The sequence below is a fragment of the Amycolatopsis alba DSM 44262 genome (genome assembly GCF_000384215.1).
Lineage (GTDB): Bacteria > Actinomycetota > Actinomycetes > Mycobacteriales > Pseudonocardiaceae > Amycolatopsis > Amycolatopsis alba.
In genome coordinates, this window is record NZ_KB913032.1 from 8,986,432 (window position 1) to 9,001,777 (window position 15,346).

A 15,346-nucleotide genomic window follows, 5' to 3' on the forward strand; every position below is an offset into this window, starting at 1 on the left:
AACCTGATGACGGGGAGTTCGAGTTCAGTGTCCGAAACCGCCTCTACCAGCGAGAAGAACCCACTCCTCCGGCGCAACGTGCCCGCCGACTGGACCGACCTCGACACGCGGGCCGTCGACACCGTTCGGGTGCTCGCCGCGGACGCGGTCGAGAACTGCGGCAGCGGTCACCCCGGCACCGCGATGAGCCTGGCGCCGCTCGCGTACACGCTCTTCCAGCGGACGCTGCGTCATGACCCGGCGGACCCCGAGTGGCCCGCCCGTGACCGCTTCGTCCTCTCCGCCGGTCACTCGAGCCTCACCCTCTACATCCAGCTGTACCTCGCCGGGTTCGGCCTGGAGCTGGAAGACCTGAAGCAGCTCCGCAAGTGGGACTCGAAGACCCCCGGTCACCCGGAGTACCGCCACACCAAGGGCGTCGAGACCACCACCGGGCCGCTCGGCCAGGGCCTGGCCAACGCGGTCGGCATGGCGATGGCGGCCCGTCGTGAGCGCGGCCTGCTGGACCCGGAGCCCGCCGTCGGCGAGAGCATCTTCGACCACTACGTCTACGTGATCGCCTCCGACGGCGACATCGAAGAGGGCGTCACCGCCGAGGCCTCCTCGATCGCAGGCCGCCAGGAGCTGGGCAACCTCATCGTCTTCTGGGACGACAACGAGATCTCGATCGAGGACGACACCAAGATCGCCCTGTCCGAGGACGTCGTGAAGCGCTACGAGGCTTACGGCTGGCACACCCAGGTCGTCGAAGGTGGCGAGGACGTCGTCGCGATCGAAGAGGCGATCAAGGCCGCGAAGGCCGAGACCGAGCGCCCGTCGTTCATCGCGCTGAAGACCGTCATCGGGTACCCGGCGCCGAAGAAGATGGGCACCGGCAAGGCGCACGGCGCCGCGCTGGGCGCCGAAGAGGTCGCCGCGGTCAAGGAGTACCTCGGTTTCGACCCGGCGCGGAACTTCCAGGTCGACGACGAGGTCATCGCGCACACCCGCCACGCCGTCGACCGCGGCAAGACCGCCCGCGCCGACTGGCAGGAGAAGTTCCAGGCGTGGGGCGCCGCCAACCCGGAGCGCAAGAAGATCGCGGACCGGATGGCCACCCGCTCGCTGCCCGAGGGCTTCGCGGACAACCTGCCGACCTGGGCGCCGGACGCCAAGGGCGTCGCGACCCGCAAGGCCTCCGGTGAGGTGCTCAACGCGCTCGCCGAGCCGCTTCCCGAGCTGTGGGGCGGTTCCGCGGACCTCGCGGAGAGCAACAACACCACGATGAAGGGGGCCGACTCGTTCGGCCCGGAGAAGGCTTCCACCGACATGTGGAAGACCAGCCCGTACGGCCGGACGCTGCACTTCGGCATCCGCGAGCACGCGATGGGCTCGATCCTCAACGGCATCGCGCTGCACGGCGGCACCCGCCCCTACGGCGCGACGTTCCTGATCTTCTCCGACTACATGCGCCCGCCCGTGCGGCTGGCCGCGCTGATGAAGGCGCCGGTCACCTACGTGTGGACGCACGACTCGATCGGCCTGGGCGAGGACGGCCCCACCCACCAGCCGATCGAGCAGCTCTCCTCGCTGCGCGCGATCCCCGGCCTCAACGTCGTCCGCCCGGCGGACGCCAACGAGACCGCGTACGCGTGGAAGGCCGTCCTGGAGGACGTCCACCACCCGTCGGGCCTCGCGCTCACCCGGCAGAACGTGCCGGTCCTGGAGGGCACCAGCGCCGAAGGCGTCAAGCGGGGCGGTTACGTCCTCGCCGGAGCGTCCAACGGCAGCCCCGAGGTCGTGCTGATCGCGACCGGCTCCGAGGTCCAGCTGGCCGTCGAGGCCCGCAAGACCCTCGAAGCCGACGGCATCCCGGCGAGCGTCGTCTCGATGCCGTGTGTCGAGTGGTTCGACGCGCAGGACCAGTCCTACAAGGACTCCGTCCTCCCGCCGTCGGTCAAGGCACGCGTCTCCGTCGAAGCCGGGATCGCCCAGTCGTGGCACCGCTTCACCGGTGACGCCGGGGAGAACGTCTCGATCGAGCACTTCGGTGCCTCGGCCGACGCCGGCACGCTGTTCCGCGAGTTCGGTTTCACCGCGGAAGCCGTCGTCGACGCCGCCCGTCGCTCGATCTCCAACACCAAGAACTGAAGGGGAAAGCATGAGCAACGACAAGCTCGCTCAGCTGTCCGAGGCCGGGGTTTCGATCTGGCTCGACGACCTGTCCCGTGAGCGCCTGAACACCGGCAACCTGGCCGACCTGATCCGCGGCAAGCACGTCGTGGGCGTGACGACCAACCCGACGATCTTCGCCAACGCGATGTCGAAGGGCGAGGCGTACGACGAGCAGACCAAGGAGCTCGCCGCCCGCGGCGCCGACGTCGAGGCCACCATCCGCGAGCTGACCACCACCGACGTGCGCAACGCCGCGGACCTGTTCCGCGACGTCTACACCGCCACGAACGGGGTCGACGGCCGGGTGTCCATCGAGGTGGACCCGCGGCTGGCCAAGGAGACCGACAAGACGGTCGCCGAGGCGCAGGACCTGTGGAAGACCGTGGACCGGCCGAACGTGCTGATCAAGATCCCGGCCACCGAAGAGGGTCTCCCGGCGATCACCCGGACCCTGGCCGAGGGCATCAGCGTCAACGTCACGCTGATCTTCTCGGTCGAGCGGTACCAGGCGGTCATCGAGGCCTACTTCGCCGGTCTGGAGCAGGCGAAGGCCAACGGCCACGACCTCAAGGGCATCCACTCGGTCGCGTCGTTCTTCGTGTCCCGTGTGGACACCGAGATCGACAAGCGGCTCGGCGCCATCGGCACCGACGCCGCCACCGCGCTGCGCGGTGAGGCCGCGATCGCCAACGCGCGTCTCGCGTACGCGGCGTTCGAGGAGCTCTTCGCTTCGGACCGCTGGAAGGCTCTCGCCGAGGCGGGCGCGAACGCGCAGCGTCCTTTGTGGGCATCCACCGGTGTGAAGGACCCGCAGTACTCCGACACCCGCTACGTGGACCAGCTCGTCGTCAAGGACACGGTCAACACGATGCCGGAGAAGACCCTCGACGCGGCCGCGGACCACGCGGACGTCACCGGTGACACGGTCACCGGCAAGGGCCCCGACGCGCAGGCCGTCTTCGACAAGCTGCGTGCCGTCGGCATCGACATCGACGACGTGTTCAAGGTCCTCGAGGACGAGGGCGTCGAGAAGTTCGAGAAGTCCTGGGTGGAGCTTCTCGAAACCGTCACTGGGCAGCTCGAAAAGGCGAAGGACTGATCTGGACCATGGCAGGGGAAACGACCGGCGTCGAAATCGTCGACGCCGCCCTGGCCGGCGAAGCCGCTCCGTTCGCGGAGCGGCTCGTCGCCGACCAGGTCGCATCGAAACTGGCGTCCCAGGACGCCACACTGTGGGGTCCCGAAGCCGAGTCCGAAGCGTCGATCCGTCTCTCGTGGACGTCGCTGCACAAGTCCTCGCGGCCGTTGATCGGCGAGATCGAGGCATTGCGGACCGACCTGCGTTCCGAGGGCGTCGACCGCGTCGTCCTCGCGGGCATGGGCGGTTCGTCGCTGGCCCCCGAGGTCATCACCGCGACCGACGGCGTCCCGCTGACGGTCCTCGACACCACCGACCCCGGCCAGGTAGCCGACGCGCTCGCCGGTGACCTGGAGCGCACGGTCATCGTCGTGTCGTCGAAGTCCGGCGGCACCGTCGAGACCGACAGCCACCGGCGGATCTTCGCGAAGGCCTTCGCCGACGCGGGCATCGACGCGGCCCGGCGGATCGTGGTCGTCACCGACCCCGGCTCGCCGTTCGCGGACCTGTCCGAAAAGGAGGGTTACCGCAAGGTCTTCCTCGCCGACCCGAACGTCGGCGGCCGCTACTCGGCGCTGACCGCGTTCGGGCTCGTCCCGGCCGGGCTCGCCGGCGCGGACGTCGCCCGTCTGCTCGACCAGGCCGCTTCGGTGGCCGACTCCCTCGCGGCCGACACCGTGGACAACCCCGCGGTCAAGCTCGCGGCGGCGTGGGGCGCGGCGCACGAAAAGGGCGCCGAGAAGGTCGTCATCGCGGACACGGGTTCGGGCATCAAGGGCTTCGCCGACTGGGCGGAGCAGCTGATCGCCGAGTCCACCGGCAAGCAGGGCACCGGTCTCCTGCCGGTCGCCGTCGAGGGTCCGGACTCCCCCGGTTTCGCCGACGCCAAGGACGACGCCACCCCGGTGGCCGTCGGGCAGGCTCAGGGCGCCGCGAAGATCTCCGTGACCGGCTCGCTCGGCGCGCAGTTCCTGCTGTGGGAGTTCGCGACCGCGCTCGTCGGCCGCCTGCTCGGGATCAACCCGTTCGACCAGCCCGACGTCGAGGCCGCCAAGAAGGCCGCGCGTTCGCTGCTCGACAACCCGGACAAGCTCAAGGGCGGCGAAGAGCCGTCCACTGTGGACGGCGCGGTCGAGGTGTTCGGTTCGGAAGGCGTCGTCACCGACGGGAAGCTCGCGGACATTCTGCGGGCTTTCTTCGACTCCGCCCCGGAAACCGGCTACCTCGCGGTGCAGGCGTACCTCGACCGGCTCGACGACGCGTCGACGTCGCTCCTGCGCGGCGAGATCGCCAAGCGGACAGGCCGCCAGACCACCTTCGGGTGGGGGCCGCGGTTCCTGCACTCCACCGGGCAGTACCACAAGGGCGGGCACCAGAACGGTGTCTTCCTGCAGATCACCGGCGCCGTCGAGCAGGATCTCGACGTTCCGGACCGGCCGTACACGCTCGGCGTGCTTCAGCACGCGCAGGCGCTGGGCGACGGCCAGGTGCTCGCCGAGCACGGTCGTCCGGTGCTGCGCCTGCACCTCACCGACCGGGCCGCCGGCCTGGCCGAACTGGTCCGCGCGGTACAGGAGGCAGGCGAGTGACCCGAGCCTGGAACAACCCGCTGCGCGACCCGCGCGACAAGCGGCTGCCGAGGATCGCCGGGCCGTCCAGCCTGGTGATCTTCGGGGTGACCGGTGACCTCGCCCGCAAGAAGCTGATGCCGGCGATCTACGACCTCGCCCACCGCGGGCTGCTGCCCGCCGGGTTCTCCCTCGTCGGGTTCGCCCGCCGGGACTGGGAGCACCAGGACTTCGGCGAGCTCGTGCACGACTCGGTCAAGGAGCACGCGCGGACGCCGTTCAAGGAGTCGGTGTGGAACCGGCTCGCCGAAGGCATCCGGTTCGTCCAGGGCACCTTCGACGACGACGACGCGTTCGACAGGCTCGCGCAGACGGTCAAGGACCTCGACGCCGAGCGCGGGACCGGTGGCAACACCGCGTTCTACCTGTCGATCCCGCCGAGCGCGTTCCCGGTGGTGACCAAGCAGCTCGCCCGCTCCGGCCTCGCCGACGCGAGCGACGACACCTGGCGCCGCGTCGTCATCGAGAAGCCGTTCGGCCGCGATCTCAAGAGCGCGAAGGAGCTCAACGAGATCGTGAACGACGTCTTCCCCGAGGAGTCGGTGTTCCGCATCGACCACTACCTCGGCAAGGAGACGGTGCAGAACCTGCTGGCGCTGCGGTTCGCGAACCAGCTGTTCGAGCCGATCTGGAACGCCAACTACGTCGACCACGTGCAGATCACCATGGCCGAGGACATCGGTCTCGGCGGCCGCGCGGGGTACTACGACGGCATCGGCGCCGCACGCGACGTCATCCAGAACCACCTGTTGCAGCTCCTCGCGCTGACCGCGATGGAGGAGCCGGTCTCGTTCGCGCCGCGCGCTCTCCGCGCGGAGAAGGTCAAGGTGCTCTCGGCGACGAAGCCCCTCGGCCCGCTCGACGAGACCACCGCGCGCGGGCAGTACGCGGGTGGCTGGCAGGGCGGCATGAAGGTGCCGAGCCTGCTGCAGGAAGGCGGCTTCGCGAAGGACTCGACCACCGAGACCTACGCCGCGGTGACGCTCGAGGTGCAGAACCGCCGCTGGGCGGGCGTGCCGTTCTACCTGCGCACCGGCAAGCGGCTGGGCCGCCGGGTCACCGAGATCGCCGTGGTGTTCAAACGGGCGCCGCATCTGCCGTTCGACTCGACCTCGACCGAGGAGCTGGGCCAGAACGCGCTGGTGATCCGGGTGCAGCCCGACGAGGGCATCACGCTGCGGTTCGGGTCGAAGGTGCCGGGGACCACGATGGAGGTCCGCGACGTCACCATGGACTTCGGCTACGGACACGCGTTCACCGAGTCCTCGCCGGAGGCCTACGAGCGGCTCATCCTGGACGTGCTGCTCGGCGAACCGTCCCTGTTCCCGGTGAACGAAGAGGTCGAACTGTCCTGGGAGATCCTGGACCCGATCCTCGACCACTGGGCCAAGAAGGGCGCGCCCGAGGCGTACCCGCCCGGTTCGTGGGGACCGCCGTCCGCCGACGCAATGCTGGAACGTACCGGCCGGAACTGGAGGCGTCCGTGATCATCGACCTGCCGTCGACCACGACGTCGCAGCTGAACAAGAAACTCGTCGAGATCCGCGAACAGGGCGGGCAGGTGGCGCTCGGCCGGGTGCTGACGCTGGTCATAGTGGCCGACGACGACGACCGGCTCGAAGAGGCGATCGAGGCCGCCAACGAGGCCAGCCGGGAGCACCCCTCGCGGGTGATCGTGGTGGCCAAGGGCGCGCGGACCGCGGCACCGCGGATCGACGGCCAGATCCGGGTCGGCGGCGACGCCGGCGCGAGCGAGGTCATCGTCCTGCGGCTCTACGGCCCGCTGGCCTCGCAGGGGCAGAGCGCGGTCGTGCCGCTGCTGCTGCCGGACGCGCCGATCGTCACCTGGTGGCCGGGCACCGGCCCGAAGGCACCGGCCAAGGATCCGCTCGGTGAGCTGGCGCAGCGCCGGATCACCGACTCTGCGGCGGAAAAGGCGCCCATAAGAGCACTCACCACGCGGGCGAAGTCCTATGTGGAGGGTGACACCGATCTGGCGTGGACCCGGCTGACCAGCTGGCGCGCGCAGCTCGTTTCCGCCTTGGACCTTCCGCCGCACGAGAAGGTCACCGGCGCGACCGTGACCGGTGAGGCCGACTCGCCGTCGACCGAACTGCTCGCCGGCTGGCTGGCCGAGTACCTCAAGGTGCCGGTCAAGCGGGTCAAGAGCACCGGTGCCGCGGGCATCATCTCGGTGACGCTGGACCGGCGGTCCGGCCCGGTGGAACTGCACCGGCCGGACGGACGGGTCGGCACGCTGACCCAGCCTGGCCAGCCGACGCGCCGGATCGCCCTGCAGCGGCGGGACAACAAGGACTGCCTGATCGAGGAGCTGCGGCGGCTCGACCCGGACGAGGTCTACGAGGCTTCGCTGAACGGGCTCTCCAAGATCTCGTCGGGCACCGCGGCGAAGGCCGCTCCGGCGAAGAAGGCGGCTCCGGCCAAGAAGACGCCCGCCAAGACCGCGAAGAGCGCCTCATGAGCAAGACCGAGGTCGTCGTCTACGAGAACCCGGACCTCCTGGCCGCCGCCACGGCGGCCAGGCTGATCACCCGGATCGTCGACGTCCAGGCCGCCAAGGGCACCGCTTCGGTGGTGCTCACCGGCGGCGGCACCGGGATCGCGATCTTGCGGGAACTGCGTGACTCCAGTGCCCGTGACGCCATCGACTGGTCGCGTCTCGACGTCTACTGGGGCGACGAGCGGTTCGTCCCGGCGGACTCGGACGAGCGCAACGAGAAGCAGGCCCGCGAGGCGCTGCTCGACCACGTTCCGCTCGACCCGAAGCGGGTGCACGCCATGGCACCCTCCGATGGCGAGTTCGGCGATGACGTGGATGCCGCCGCCGCGGCCTACGCCGAAGTGCTCACCAGCGACGTCCCGGCCTTCGACATCATGCTGCTGGGACTCGGCGGGGAGGGGCACACCGCCTCGATCTTCCCGGAGAGCCCGGCGGTATTCGAGAAGGACCGCTCGGTCGTCGCGGTGCGCGACTGTCCGAAGCCGCCGCCGACCAGGATCTCGCTGACCCTGCCCGCGATCCGTCGCGCGCAGGACATCTGGCTGGTCACCGGTGGCGACGCCAAGGCGGACGCCGTCGCGCAGGCGCTGGCCGGTGCGGGCGAGGTCCAGATCCCGGTGGCGGGGGCACGCGGCAGCCGTCGCACGCTCTGGCTGCTGGACCGGGGTTCCGCCTCGAAGCTCACGAAGGTCTATCAGTCACCGACCGCCTGACCTGGTGACACGATGAAGGGCACTTTCCCCGCAGGGTATGCGGGGAAAGCGCCCTTCAGTCTTGGTACCGGCGACCCGATCCCGCGGCATTCGTTCGCGGGTGGACTGTGCTGGTGTCGCGAAAGCCACTTTCGGGACACCGGATGTCCCGAAAGTGGCTTTCGCGACGCCGGAAACCCTGGGCACAGGGAACAACATGCAACCTTTGCCAGCACCTCCCCTTCGGTTGGGCCAAAGGAAGGGGGCCTTCACTCGCATTCGGCGGTTTCGTGACACCCCCATGGAGGACGTCCGCGAGGGCGGTTCTTCCCTACCCTGAAGGAACCCAAGCTCCGGTCCCCGGCCAACAGTCACCGTCCGAACGCGAAAAGTGACATAGATCAACTCTCGCCGGCTTCATCGTCAGAGCCGGCCCACTCGCCCGTCGAAGTGATCAGCGGACCACTGAGCCCGAGTGGTCCGGTGTGGATCCGACCGACCGAACGTTCATGCACCTGTCCGTAGAACGGACAGTGACGAGACAGTTGCTAGCCCGACTGGGGGAAACTTACCGTCCTGCTACATCCACCCGTTAGCATCCGCACATTTGTTCGTTCCTGCGCGTCCCGATCGGGCGAAGAACACGTCTCACCATTCAAGTCCACAAGACGAGTGAGGTCGCCAGCGATGAGCACAGAGGGTCTCTCGATGCCAGGTATCTCGGTGGGCGGCTCCGGAGCGGACGCCGCCGACCGGATGCGCCGTGCCGCCGGGATCGTGTCGTTCGCCAAGATCAAACGTCCGGCGCTGGTCGCGCTGGGGCTCGACACCCTCGCGATCTTCCTGGCCGCGCTCGACGTCTGGCTGGTGATCCCCGAGAAGGCCCAGCCGTACTCCATCTACCTGTCCGGCGCCGCGTGCCTCGGCCTCGCCTTCCGCCGCAAGCTGCCGTTCCTCGCGGTGATCGTCACCGTCCCCGGCTTCCTGGCGGGCTGGTCACAGCTGGCCGCGATGATCGCGCTCGGCTTCCTCGCCACCCGCAAGCAGATGCACTGGCAGACCTGGACCGGGTTCGCGCTCGTTTTCACCTGCCGGTTCGTCCAGTGGCCGCTGGCCGACTTCGTCGAGCTCAGCTGGCGTGAGCACGTCCTGGACGGGATCTACGGCGTCATCGTCGCCGGGATGCCGGTGGCCATCGGCCTGCTCATCGGAGCGCGGACCGAGATCTCGCAGAAGCTGTCCGAACTCGCCGCCAGCCGCGACCGCGAACGCCGCTTCCACGCCGACGCCGTCCGCGCGGAGGAGCGCGCCCGCCTGGCGCGGGAGATGCACGACGTCGTCTCGCACCAGATCACGCTGATCGCGATGCAGGCAGGCGCGCTCCAGGCGCAGACCTCCGACGCCCGGTCGCTCGAGACCGCGCAGGTCATCCGGCAGCTCAGCACCAAGACGCTCGAAGAACTGCGCTCGCTCGTGAGCGTGCTCCGCTCGGGCTCCGAAGAAGACGGGCCGCGGCCGGGGATCAACGAACTCGACCGGCTGATCCGCGGCTCGGACGTGCCGGTGCATCTCACCGTCGAGCGGATCCCCGACCTCCTGCCCAGTCAGATTTCGGCGGCGGCCTATCGGACCGTGCAGGAATGCCTGACCAACGTTCACAAGCACGCACCGGGCGCCACCGCGACCATCCGGATCCAGGGCGAGCACGGTTCGCTCAAGGTCGAAATACGCAATGAGCGCGCTCGGACGCCCGGTTCGGCCCTGCCCTCGGGAGGGCACGGGCTGACCGGGCTGGCCGAACGCGCTCGACTGCTGGGCGGGAGCTTCGAAACCGCCGACACCGAGGACGGCGGGTTCCGGGTGCGTGCCCGGTACCCGCTCGACCGGTGAGCGGCCAGTGGCCGGCGGAGCTGCGCTGAACCCGCCTGGCCGTAGGCCCCCGCTATCCCGGCGGCAGGGCGCACCCGCCAACCGGCAATGGCATGCCGGACGGGCGCCCTGGCGACGGGATCGCGGACGCGGGCTCAGCCCTGAAACAGCAGCAGGCTAGATCTCCCGGCGCTGGCGCAACCGCTCCAGCGCCTCGGCGAGGATGGCCTCGCCGTCGGCGTCGGAACGCCGTTCCTTCACGTACGCAAGGTGAGTCTTGTAAGGCTCGGTCCGGGGCGCGGCAGGCGGGTTCTTCTCGTCCTGCCCACCCGGAAGCCCGCAGCGTGGGCAGTCCCACTCTTCGGGAATCTCCGCGTCCATCGAGAACGACGGCTGCGCCTCGTGCCTGTTGGCACACCAGTAGGAAATGCGGCGCCGCGGCGCCGACTCACCCCGTTCCGATTCGCCCGAAGGCCCGGCACCCACACGGGTGCCTCGAATCGCGTTACCGCCAACCATGAATCCTCACACCTATAGGGATCGGCGGCGCGCCCCCCATAGGCACGCCGAAACACCTGGATCGATCAGACCTTGAGCAGGAGCCCGAGGCCGATGATGCTGATCAGCCACACCGCGCCGAGAAGCAGCGTGATCCGGTCGAGGTTCTTCTCGGCCACGCTCGAGCCGGACAGGCTCGACTGCATACCGCCACCGAACAGCGAAGACAGACCGCCACCACGGCCGCGGTGCAGCAACACGGCGACCACCAGGAAAAAGCTGGAGGCGATCAACAGGATTTGCAGGAACAGCTTCATGTCATCCTCTGCGCTCTTGGAGAATGCAGGAAAACGGTGCGTGCTGGCGGCTCATGACCGCCAGGACACACCGTACTCCTGGACTCGTCCACTGCTGTGTGACGGACCGGATACCCAGGTTACCCGGTAGGTGCCCCGATCAGGGCAGGGGCCCGCCCGCGGCGAGTGCGCAGAGTTTGGTGAACTCGTCACCATCCAGGCTCGCACCACCGACGAGGGCACCATCGATGTTCTCGCAGGCGACGAGGTCACTGATGTTGTTGGCCTTCGCCGAGCCGCCGTAGAGCACGCGGACCGAGGACGCGACCTCGGCACCGTACTTCTCGGCGAGGGTGGCGCGGATGGCTCCGCACACCTCCTCGGCGTCCGCCGGGGTCGCGACCTTGCCGGTGCCGATGGCCCAGACCGGCTCGTAGGCGACGACGACGTCCTTGACCTGCTCGTTCTTGAGCCCCTTGAGGCCCTCGACCAGCTGGGCCGTGGTGTGGGCGATGTGCTCGCCCGCCTCGCGGACCTCGAGCTTCTCCCCCACGCACAGGATCGGCGTGATGCCGTGCTTGAGCGCGGCCTTGACCTTCTTGTTCACCAGTTCGTCGGACTCGCCGTGGTACTCACGCCGCTCTGAGTGCCCGACGGTGACGAAGCTGCAGCCCAGCTTCTTCAGCATCAGGCCCGACACGTCTCCGGTGTAGGCACCGGAATCGTGCGGCGACAGATCCTGGGCGCCGTAGGTGAGCGACAGCTTGTCGCCGTCGGTCAGCGTCTGGACGCTGCGGATGTCGGTGAACGGCGGCAGGACCGCGACGTCGACCTTCGCGTAGTACTTCTCCGGCAGGGCGAAGGCGATCTTCTGAACCAGCGCGATGGCTTCGAGGTGGTTCTGGTTCATCTTCCAGTTGCCGGCGATGAGCGGTTTGCGCGCCACTAGTCGTTCTCTCCCAGCACAGCGACTCCGGGCAGTTCCTTGCCCTCCAGGTACTCCAGCGACGCGCCGCCGCCGGTCGAGATGTGCGAGAAGCCGTCCTCCGGCAGACCGAGCTGCCGCACGGCCGCGGCGGAGTCGCCGCCGCCGACCACGGTGAAGGCGTCGCTCTTGACCAGTGCTTCGGCCACGGCACGGGTGCCGCCGGAGAAGGACTCGAACTCGAACACGCCCATCGGGCCGTTCCAGAACACGGTCGCGGCGTCGGCCAGCTTGCCCGCGAACAGCTCACGGGACTTCGGGCCGATGTCGAGACCCATGCGGTCGGCCGGGATGGCCGTCGCGTCGACGACGTCGAACTCCGCGTCGGCCGCGAAGCCCTTCGCGGCGAGGACGTCCACCGGCAGGATCAGCTCGACACCGCGCTTCTCCGCCTCGGCGAGGAAACCGCGGACCTGGTCCAGCTGGTCCTCCTGCAGCAGCGAGTTCCCGACCTCGTGGCCCTGGGCCTTGAGGAAGGTGTACGCCATGCCGCCGCCGATGAGCAGCCTGTCGACCTTGGTCAGCAGGTTCGCGATCACGCCCAGCTTGTCCGACACCTTCGCGCCGCCGAGGACGACGACGTACGGCCGGGCGAGGTCCTCGGTGAGCTTCTTGAGGACGTCGACCTCGGCGAGCACCAGACCGCCCGCGTACGCCGGAAGCGCACGAGCGATCTCGTAGACCGAGGCCTGCTTGCGGTGCACGACACCGAAGCCGTCGGAGACGAACGCGCCGCCGGGGACGAGCGCGGCCAGCTCGGCGGCCAGCTCCTGGCGTTCCGCCTCGACCTTGCTGGTCTCGCGCGCGTCGAAGCGCACGTTTTCCAGCAGGGCCACCTGGCCGTCGGTCAGGCCCGCGACGGTGGCCTTGGCGGACTCGCCGACCAGGTCACCCGCCAGCGGGACGTCGACGCCGAGCAGCTCGGTGAGCTTCGCGGCGACCGGCGCGAGCGAGAACTTCGGGTCCGGCTCGCCCTTGGGACGGCCGAGGTGGGCCGTGACGACCACCTTCGCGCCCGCCTCGGCGAGCCGCTTGAGGGTCGGCAGGGCCGCGCGGACGCGGCCGTCGTCGGTGATGGTCTCCCCGTCGAGCGGGACGTTCAGGTCGGATCGCACGAGTACGAACCGGCCCGAAACGTCCCCGCTCAGCAGGTCTTCGAGGTTCTTCAGCGCCATCGGTCAGGAAAGCTTGGTGCCGACGAGCTTGACGAGGTCGGCGAGGCGGTTGGAGTAGCCCCACTCGTTGTCGTACCAGCCGATGACCTTGACCTGGTTGCCGATGACCTTGGTCAGCGGCGCGTCGTAGATGCAGGACGCCGGGTCGGTGACGATGTCGGCCGAAACGATCGGGTCCTCGTTGTAGCGCAGGATGCCGGCCAGGGGGCCCTCGGCGGCGGCCTTGTACGCGGCGTTGATCTCCTCGAGGGTCGCGCTCTTGGTCAGCGTGACGGTGAGGTCGGTGGCCGAGCCGGTCGGGATCGGGACACGCAGCGCGTAGCCGTCGAGCTTGCCCTGCAGCTCCGGCAGGACCAGGCCGATGGCCTTGGCGGCGCCGGTCGAGGTCGGGACGATGTTCAGCGCGGCGGCGCGGGCGCGGCGCAGGTCCTTGTGCGGCGCGTCCTGCAGGTTCTGGTCCTGCGTGTACGCGTGGATCGTGGTCATCAGGCCCTGCTCGATGCCGAACGAGTCCTGCAGGACCTTGGCCAGCGGGCCGAGGCAGTTCGTGGTGCAGGAGGCGTTCGAGATGATGTTCTGCGAGCCGTCGTACTTGTCGTCGTTGACGCCCAGCACCACGGTCAGGTCCTCGCCCTTGGCGGGCGCGGAGATGATGACCTTCTTCGCGCCGCCGGCGAGGTGCGCCTTCGCGGCGTCGGCGTTGGTGAAGAAGCCGGTCGACTCGACGACGACGTCCACACCCAGGTCGGCCCAGGGCAGGTTGGCCGGGTCGCGCTCGGCGAGGGCCTTGATCGTCTTGCCGTCCACGACGATGCCCTCGTCGCTGACGCTGACCTCGCCGGGGAAGCGGCCGAGGATGGAGTCGTACTTCAGCAGGTGGGCCATCGTGGCGACGTCGCCGAGGTCGTTGAACGCGACAACCTCGATGTCGTGACCGGCGGCCTGCACGGCCCGGAAGAAGTTGCGGCCGATGCGGCCGAAGCCGTTGACACCTACGCGAACCGTCACTGCTGCCACTCCCTTGAGACTCGTCCGGGATCGCCCCGGTAAGACGTCCTTTACTCGGGCGCAACCCTAGCGTGCGTGCTCGGGCGACCCTCCTTGCCCTGACGAGACTTCCACCACTTGGTGGGTCAGGTCAAGAATCGATTAAGTGCGTCGCCACCAGGACGTCTTGGGAAAACTCTCAGCTTTGTTGTGCTAGCCGTCGCTCCAACGGGGTGCGCATCCGTGGCGTGACTCGCACCTCTCCGAACCACTCGGCCAGGTGGTTCGCCTCCGTCTCGACGGCTCTTTCGACGTCCGCGCCGACGTCTTCCAGGAAGTGGTGGACGACTTCACCGCCGGGCCGCTGCGCCCAGCCGCCGACGATCCGGCCGTCGGCCCAGACGGTGGGCCCGATGTTGCCGGTGCCGTCGAACAGCGGCGCGCGGTGCGGGCCGAGGTACCAGTCCCGCTCGATCCAGCCCATCGACGTCGGGTCGAGGGACGGGAGCAGCGCGACCCAGGGCTCGGGCTCCGCGACCGGCTCCAGATCGTCGGCGAGCACCACACCGGGGACGCCGTCGAGGTCGACCTCGATCGGCTGAACCGCGGCGAGCGCCTTCTTCGTCTGCCCGACCGTCCAGCCCGTCCACCACCGCAGGTCCGCGACCGGCGCCGGCCCGTAGGCGTGGAGCCACCTGCGGGCGAGCTCGGCCCTGGCCTCGTCGGCGTCCCATCCGGCGATCCCCTGGGGCAGCCAGTCCGCCATCGGGGCCCAGTAGTGCTGGCTGCTGATCCAGCTCCCGCGCGGGCGGCCGCGCACGATGCGGCCGTCGACCGCGAGCTGGAACAGGACGCGGCTGGTGACGTTGGCTATCGCCTCGTACGGCTTTCCCTTCGCCATCAGGAGCTGCTGCTTGAGGCGCGGCTCGTCCTGGGACAGCTCTTGTGCCGTGGCGGAACCGCGGGCCTGCAACGCTTGTTCGGTCGCGTCCTCGACCTCGGCCAGCCAGCGTTCCGGCTCGGGCACGTTCTCCGGATGTCCCTGCGTGCCGAGATGCTGTTCGAGCAGGCGGCGCTGCTTCTTGGCGATGTCGGCCGAGCACGCGGCCTGGACCAGGGCCGCGTTCTCCTGTCCGACCACGAAGACCGTGCGGCGCATGCCGAGCATCCGCACCAGCGCGCGCTCTTCGTAGAGCGCGTGCTCCACGTCCGCGACGCCATCACGCTTGAACCTGGCCCACGTCGAAAGATGGACCGTCGCCGGGTCCGTGGCGTGCAGCGCGACGACCGCGTCCGCCACGGCGTGCACCGACGAGGCGGGCGTGGCCAGGTGGTGGCGCGTGGCGAGACGGGCGCGGCGCTGCCGGACGTCGATCTTGGGGGTCACGGATCGGTTCTACCAC

13 protein-coding genes are annotated in these 15,346 nt (G+C 69.2%); 7 read left to right on the plus strand and 6 right to left on the minus strand.

Translation table 11 applies throughout. The annotated features are described in order from the left end of the window. Positions 1-27 precede the first annotated feature (27 nt). The 7 genes from tkt (at position 28) to AMYAL_RS0141325 (ending at position 10,023) form a co-directional block, all read left to right on the plus strand. Positions 28-2,130: a transketolase gene (gene tkt, locus AMYAL_RS0141295; protein WP_026467875.1), complete on the plus strand. Its 2,103-nt coding sequence runs from the start codon at positions 28-30 to the stop codon at positions 2,128-2,130. Between the two features lie 10 nt (positions 2,131-2,140). Further along, on the plus strand, positions 2,141-3,253 hold the full coding sequence (gene tal, locus AMYAL_RS0141300; RefSeq protein ID WP_020637182.1) for a transaldolase: 1,113 nt from the start codon (positions 2,141-2,143) through the stop codon (positions 3,251-3,253). 8 nt (positions 3,254-3,261) lie between these two features. Then, entirely contained in the window at positions 3,262-4,881 is a 1,620-nt protein-coding gene (locus AMYAL_RS0141305) for a glucose-6-phosphate isomerase (RefSeq protein ID WP_020637183.1), read from the plus strand. After that, positions 4,878-6,407, plus strand: a complete 1,530-nt coding sequence (zwf, locus tag AMYAL_RS0141310) for a glucose-6-phosphate dehydrogenase (RefSeq protein ID WP_020637184.1) — start codon at positions 4,878-4,880, stop codon at positions 6,405-6,407. Before AMYAL_RS0141305 ends, zwf begins: the two co-directional genes overlap by 4 nt. Beyond that, complete coding sequence (gene opcA / locus AMYAL_RS0141315; RefSeq protein WP_020637185.1) at positions 6,404-7,402, plus strand: glucose-6-phosphate dehydrogenase assembly protein OpcA; 999 nt, start codon at positions 6,404-6,406, stop codon at positions 7,400-7,402. The genes zwf and opcA overlap by 4 nt, the downstream gene beginning before the upstream one ends. Then, positions 7,399-8,154, plus strand: coding sequence for a 6-phosphogluconolactonase (gene pgl / locus AMYAL_RS0141320; protein ID WP_020637186.1), 756 nt, complete (start codon positions 7,399-7,401; stop codon positions 8,152-8,154). The genes opcA and pgl overlap by 4 nt, the downstream gene beginning before the upstream one ends. Before the next feature lie 666 nt (positions 8,155-8,820). Further along, positions 8,821-10,023, plus strand: coding sequence for a sensor histidine kinase (locus tag AMYAL_RS0141325; RefSeq protein ID WP_026467876.1), 1,203 nt, complete (start codon positions 8,821-8,823; stop codon positions 10,021-10,023). Positions 10,024-10,179: 156 nt separating this feature from the next. On the opposite strand, the gene AMYAL_RS0141330 is transcribed toward AMYAL_RS0141325, so the two are convergent. The 6 genes from AMYAL_RS0141330 to AMYAL_RS0141355 all read right to left on the minus strand — a co-directional run bounded on the left by AMYAL_RS0141330 (position 10,180) and on the right by AMYAL_RS0141355 (position 15,330). After that, positions 10,180-10,521 carry an RNA polymerase-binding protein RbpA gene (locus AMYAL_RS0141330; RefSeq protein ID WP_026467877.1) on the minus strand — a complete coding sequence of 114 codons (342 nt, stop codon included), beginning with the start codon at positions 10,519-10,521 and terminating at the stop codon, positions 10,180-10,182. Positions 10,522-10,586: 65 nt separating this feature from the next. Then, positions 10,587-10,817, minus strand: a complete 231-nt coding sequence (secG, locus tag AMYAL_RS0141335) for a preprotein translocase subunit SecG (protein WP_005152283.1) — start codon at positions 10,815-10,817, stop codon at positions 10,587-10,589. A gap of 139 nt (positions 10,818-10,956) precedes the next feature. Beyond that, complete coding sequence (tpiA, locus tag AMYAL_RS0141340; protein ID WP_020637189.1) at positions 10,957-11,742, minus strand: triose-phosphate isomerase; 786 nt, start codon at positions 11,740-11,742, stop codon at positions 10,957-10,959. After that, positions 11,742-12,950, minus strand: a complete 1,209-nt coding sequence (locus AMYAL_RS0141345) for a phosphoglycerate kinase (protein ID WP_280632831.1) — start codon at positions 12,948-12,950, stop codon at positions 11,742-11,744. The genes tpiA and AMYAL_RS0141345 overlap by 1 nt, the downstream gene beginning before the upstream one ends. 9 nt (positions 12,951-12,959) lie before the next feature. After that, positions 12,960-13,964: a type I glyceraldehyde-3-phosphate dehydrogenase gene (gap, locus tag AMYAL_RS0141350; RefSeq protein WP_020637191.1), complete on the minus strand. Its 1,005-nt coding sequence runs from the start codon at positions 13,962-13,964 to the stop codon at positions 12,960-12,962. A 178-nt stretch (positions 13,965-14,142) separates the two neighbouring features. Then, a complete protein-coding gene (locus AMYAL_RS0141355; protein WP_020637192.1) occupies positions 14,143-15,330 on the minus strand; it encodes a winged helix DNA-binding domain-containing protein in 1,188 nt (395 codons plus the stop codon). Positions 15,331-15,346 lie beyond the last annotated feature (16 nt).

What these genes read in the sequence shown, in the direction of transcription:
- tal (WP_020637182.1), top strand. Translation starts at nt 2,141, where the DNA reads ATGAGCAACGACAAGCTCGCTCAGCTGTCCGAGGCCGGGGTTTCGATC.
- AMYAL_RS0141305 (WP_020637183.1), top strand. Translation starts at nt 3,262, where the DNA reads ATGGCAGGGGAAACGACCGGCGTCGAAATCGTCGACGCCGCCCTGGCC.
- pgl (WP_020637186.1), top strand. Translation starts at nt 7,399, where the DNA reads ATGAGCAAGACCGAGGTCGTCGTCTACGAGAACCCGGACCTCCTGGCC.
- AMYAL_RS0141325 (WP_026467876.1), top strand. Translation starts at nt 8,821, where the DNA reads ATGAGCACAGAGGGTCTCTCGATGCCAGGTATCTCGGTGGGCGGCTCC.
- AMYAL_RS0141330 (WP_026467877.1), bottom strand. Translation starts at nt 10,521, where the DNA reads ATGGTTGGCGGTAACGCGATTCGAGGCACCCGTGTGGGTGCCGGGCCT.
- secG (WP_005152283.1), bottom strand. Translation starts at nt 10,817, where the DNA reads ATGAAGCTGTTCCTGCAAATCCTGTTGATCGCCTCCAGCTTTTTCCTG.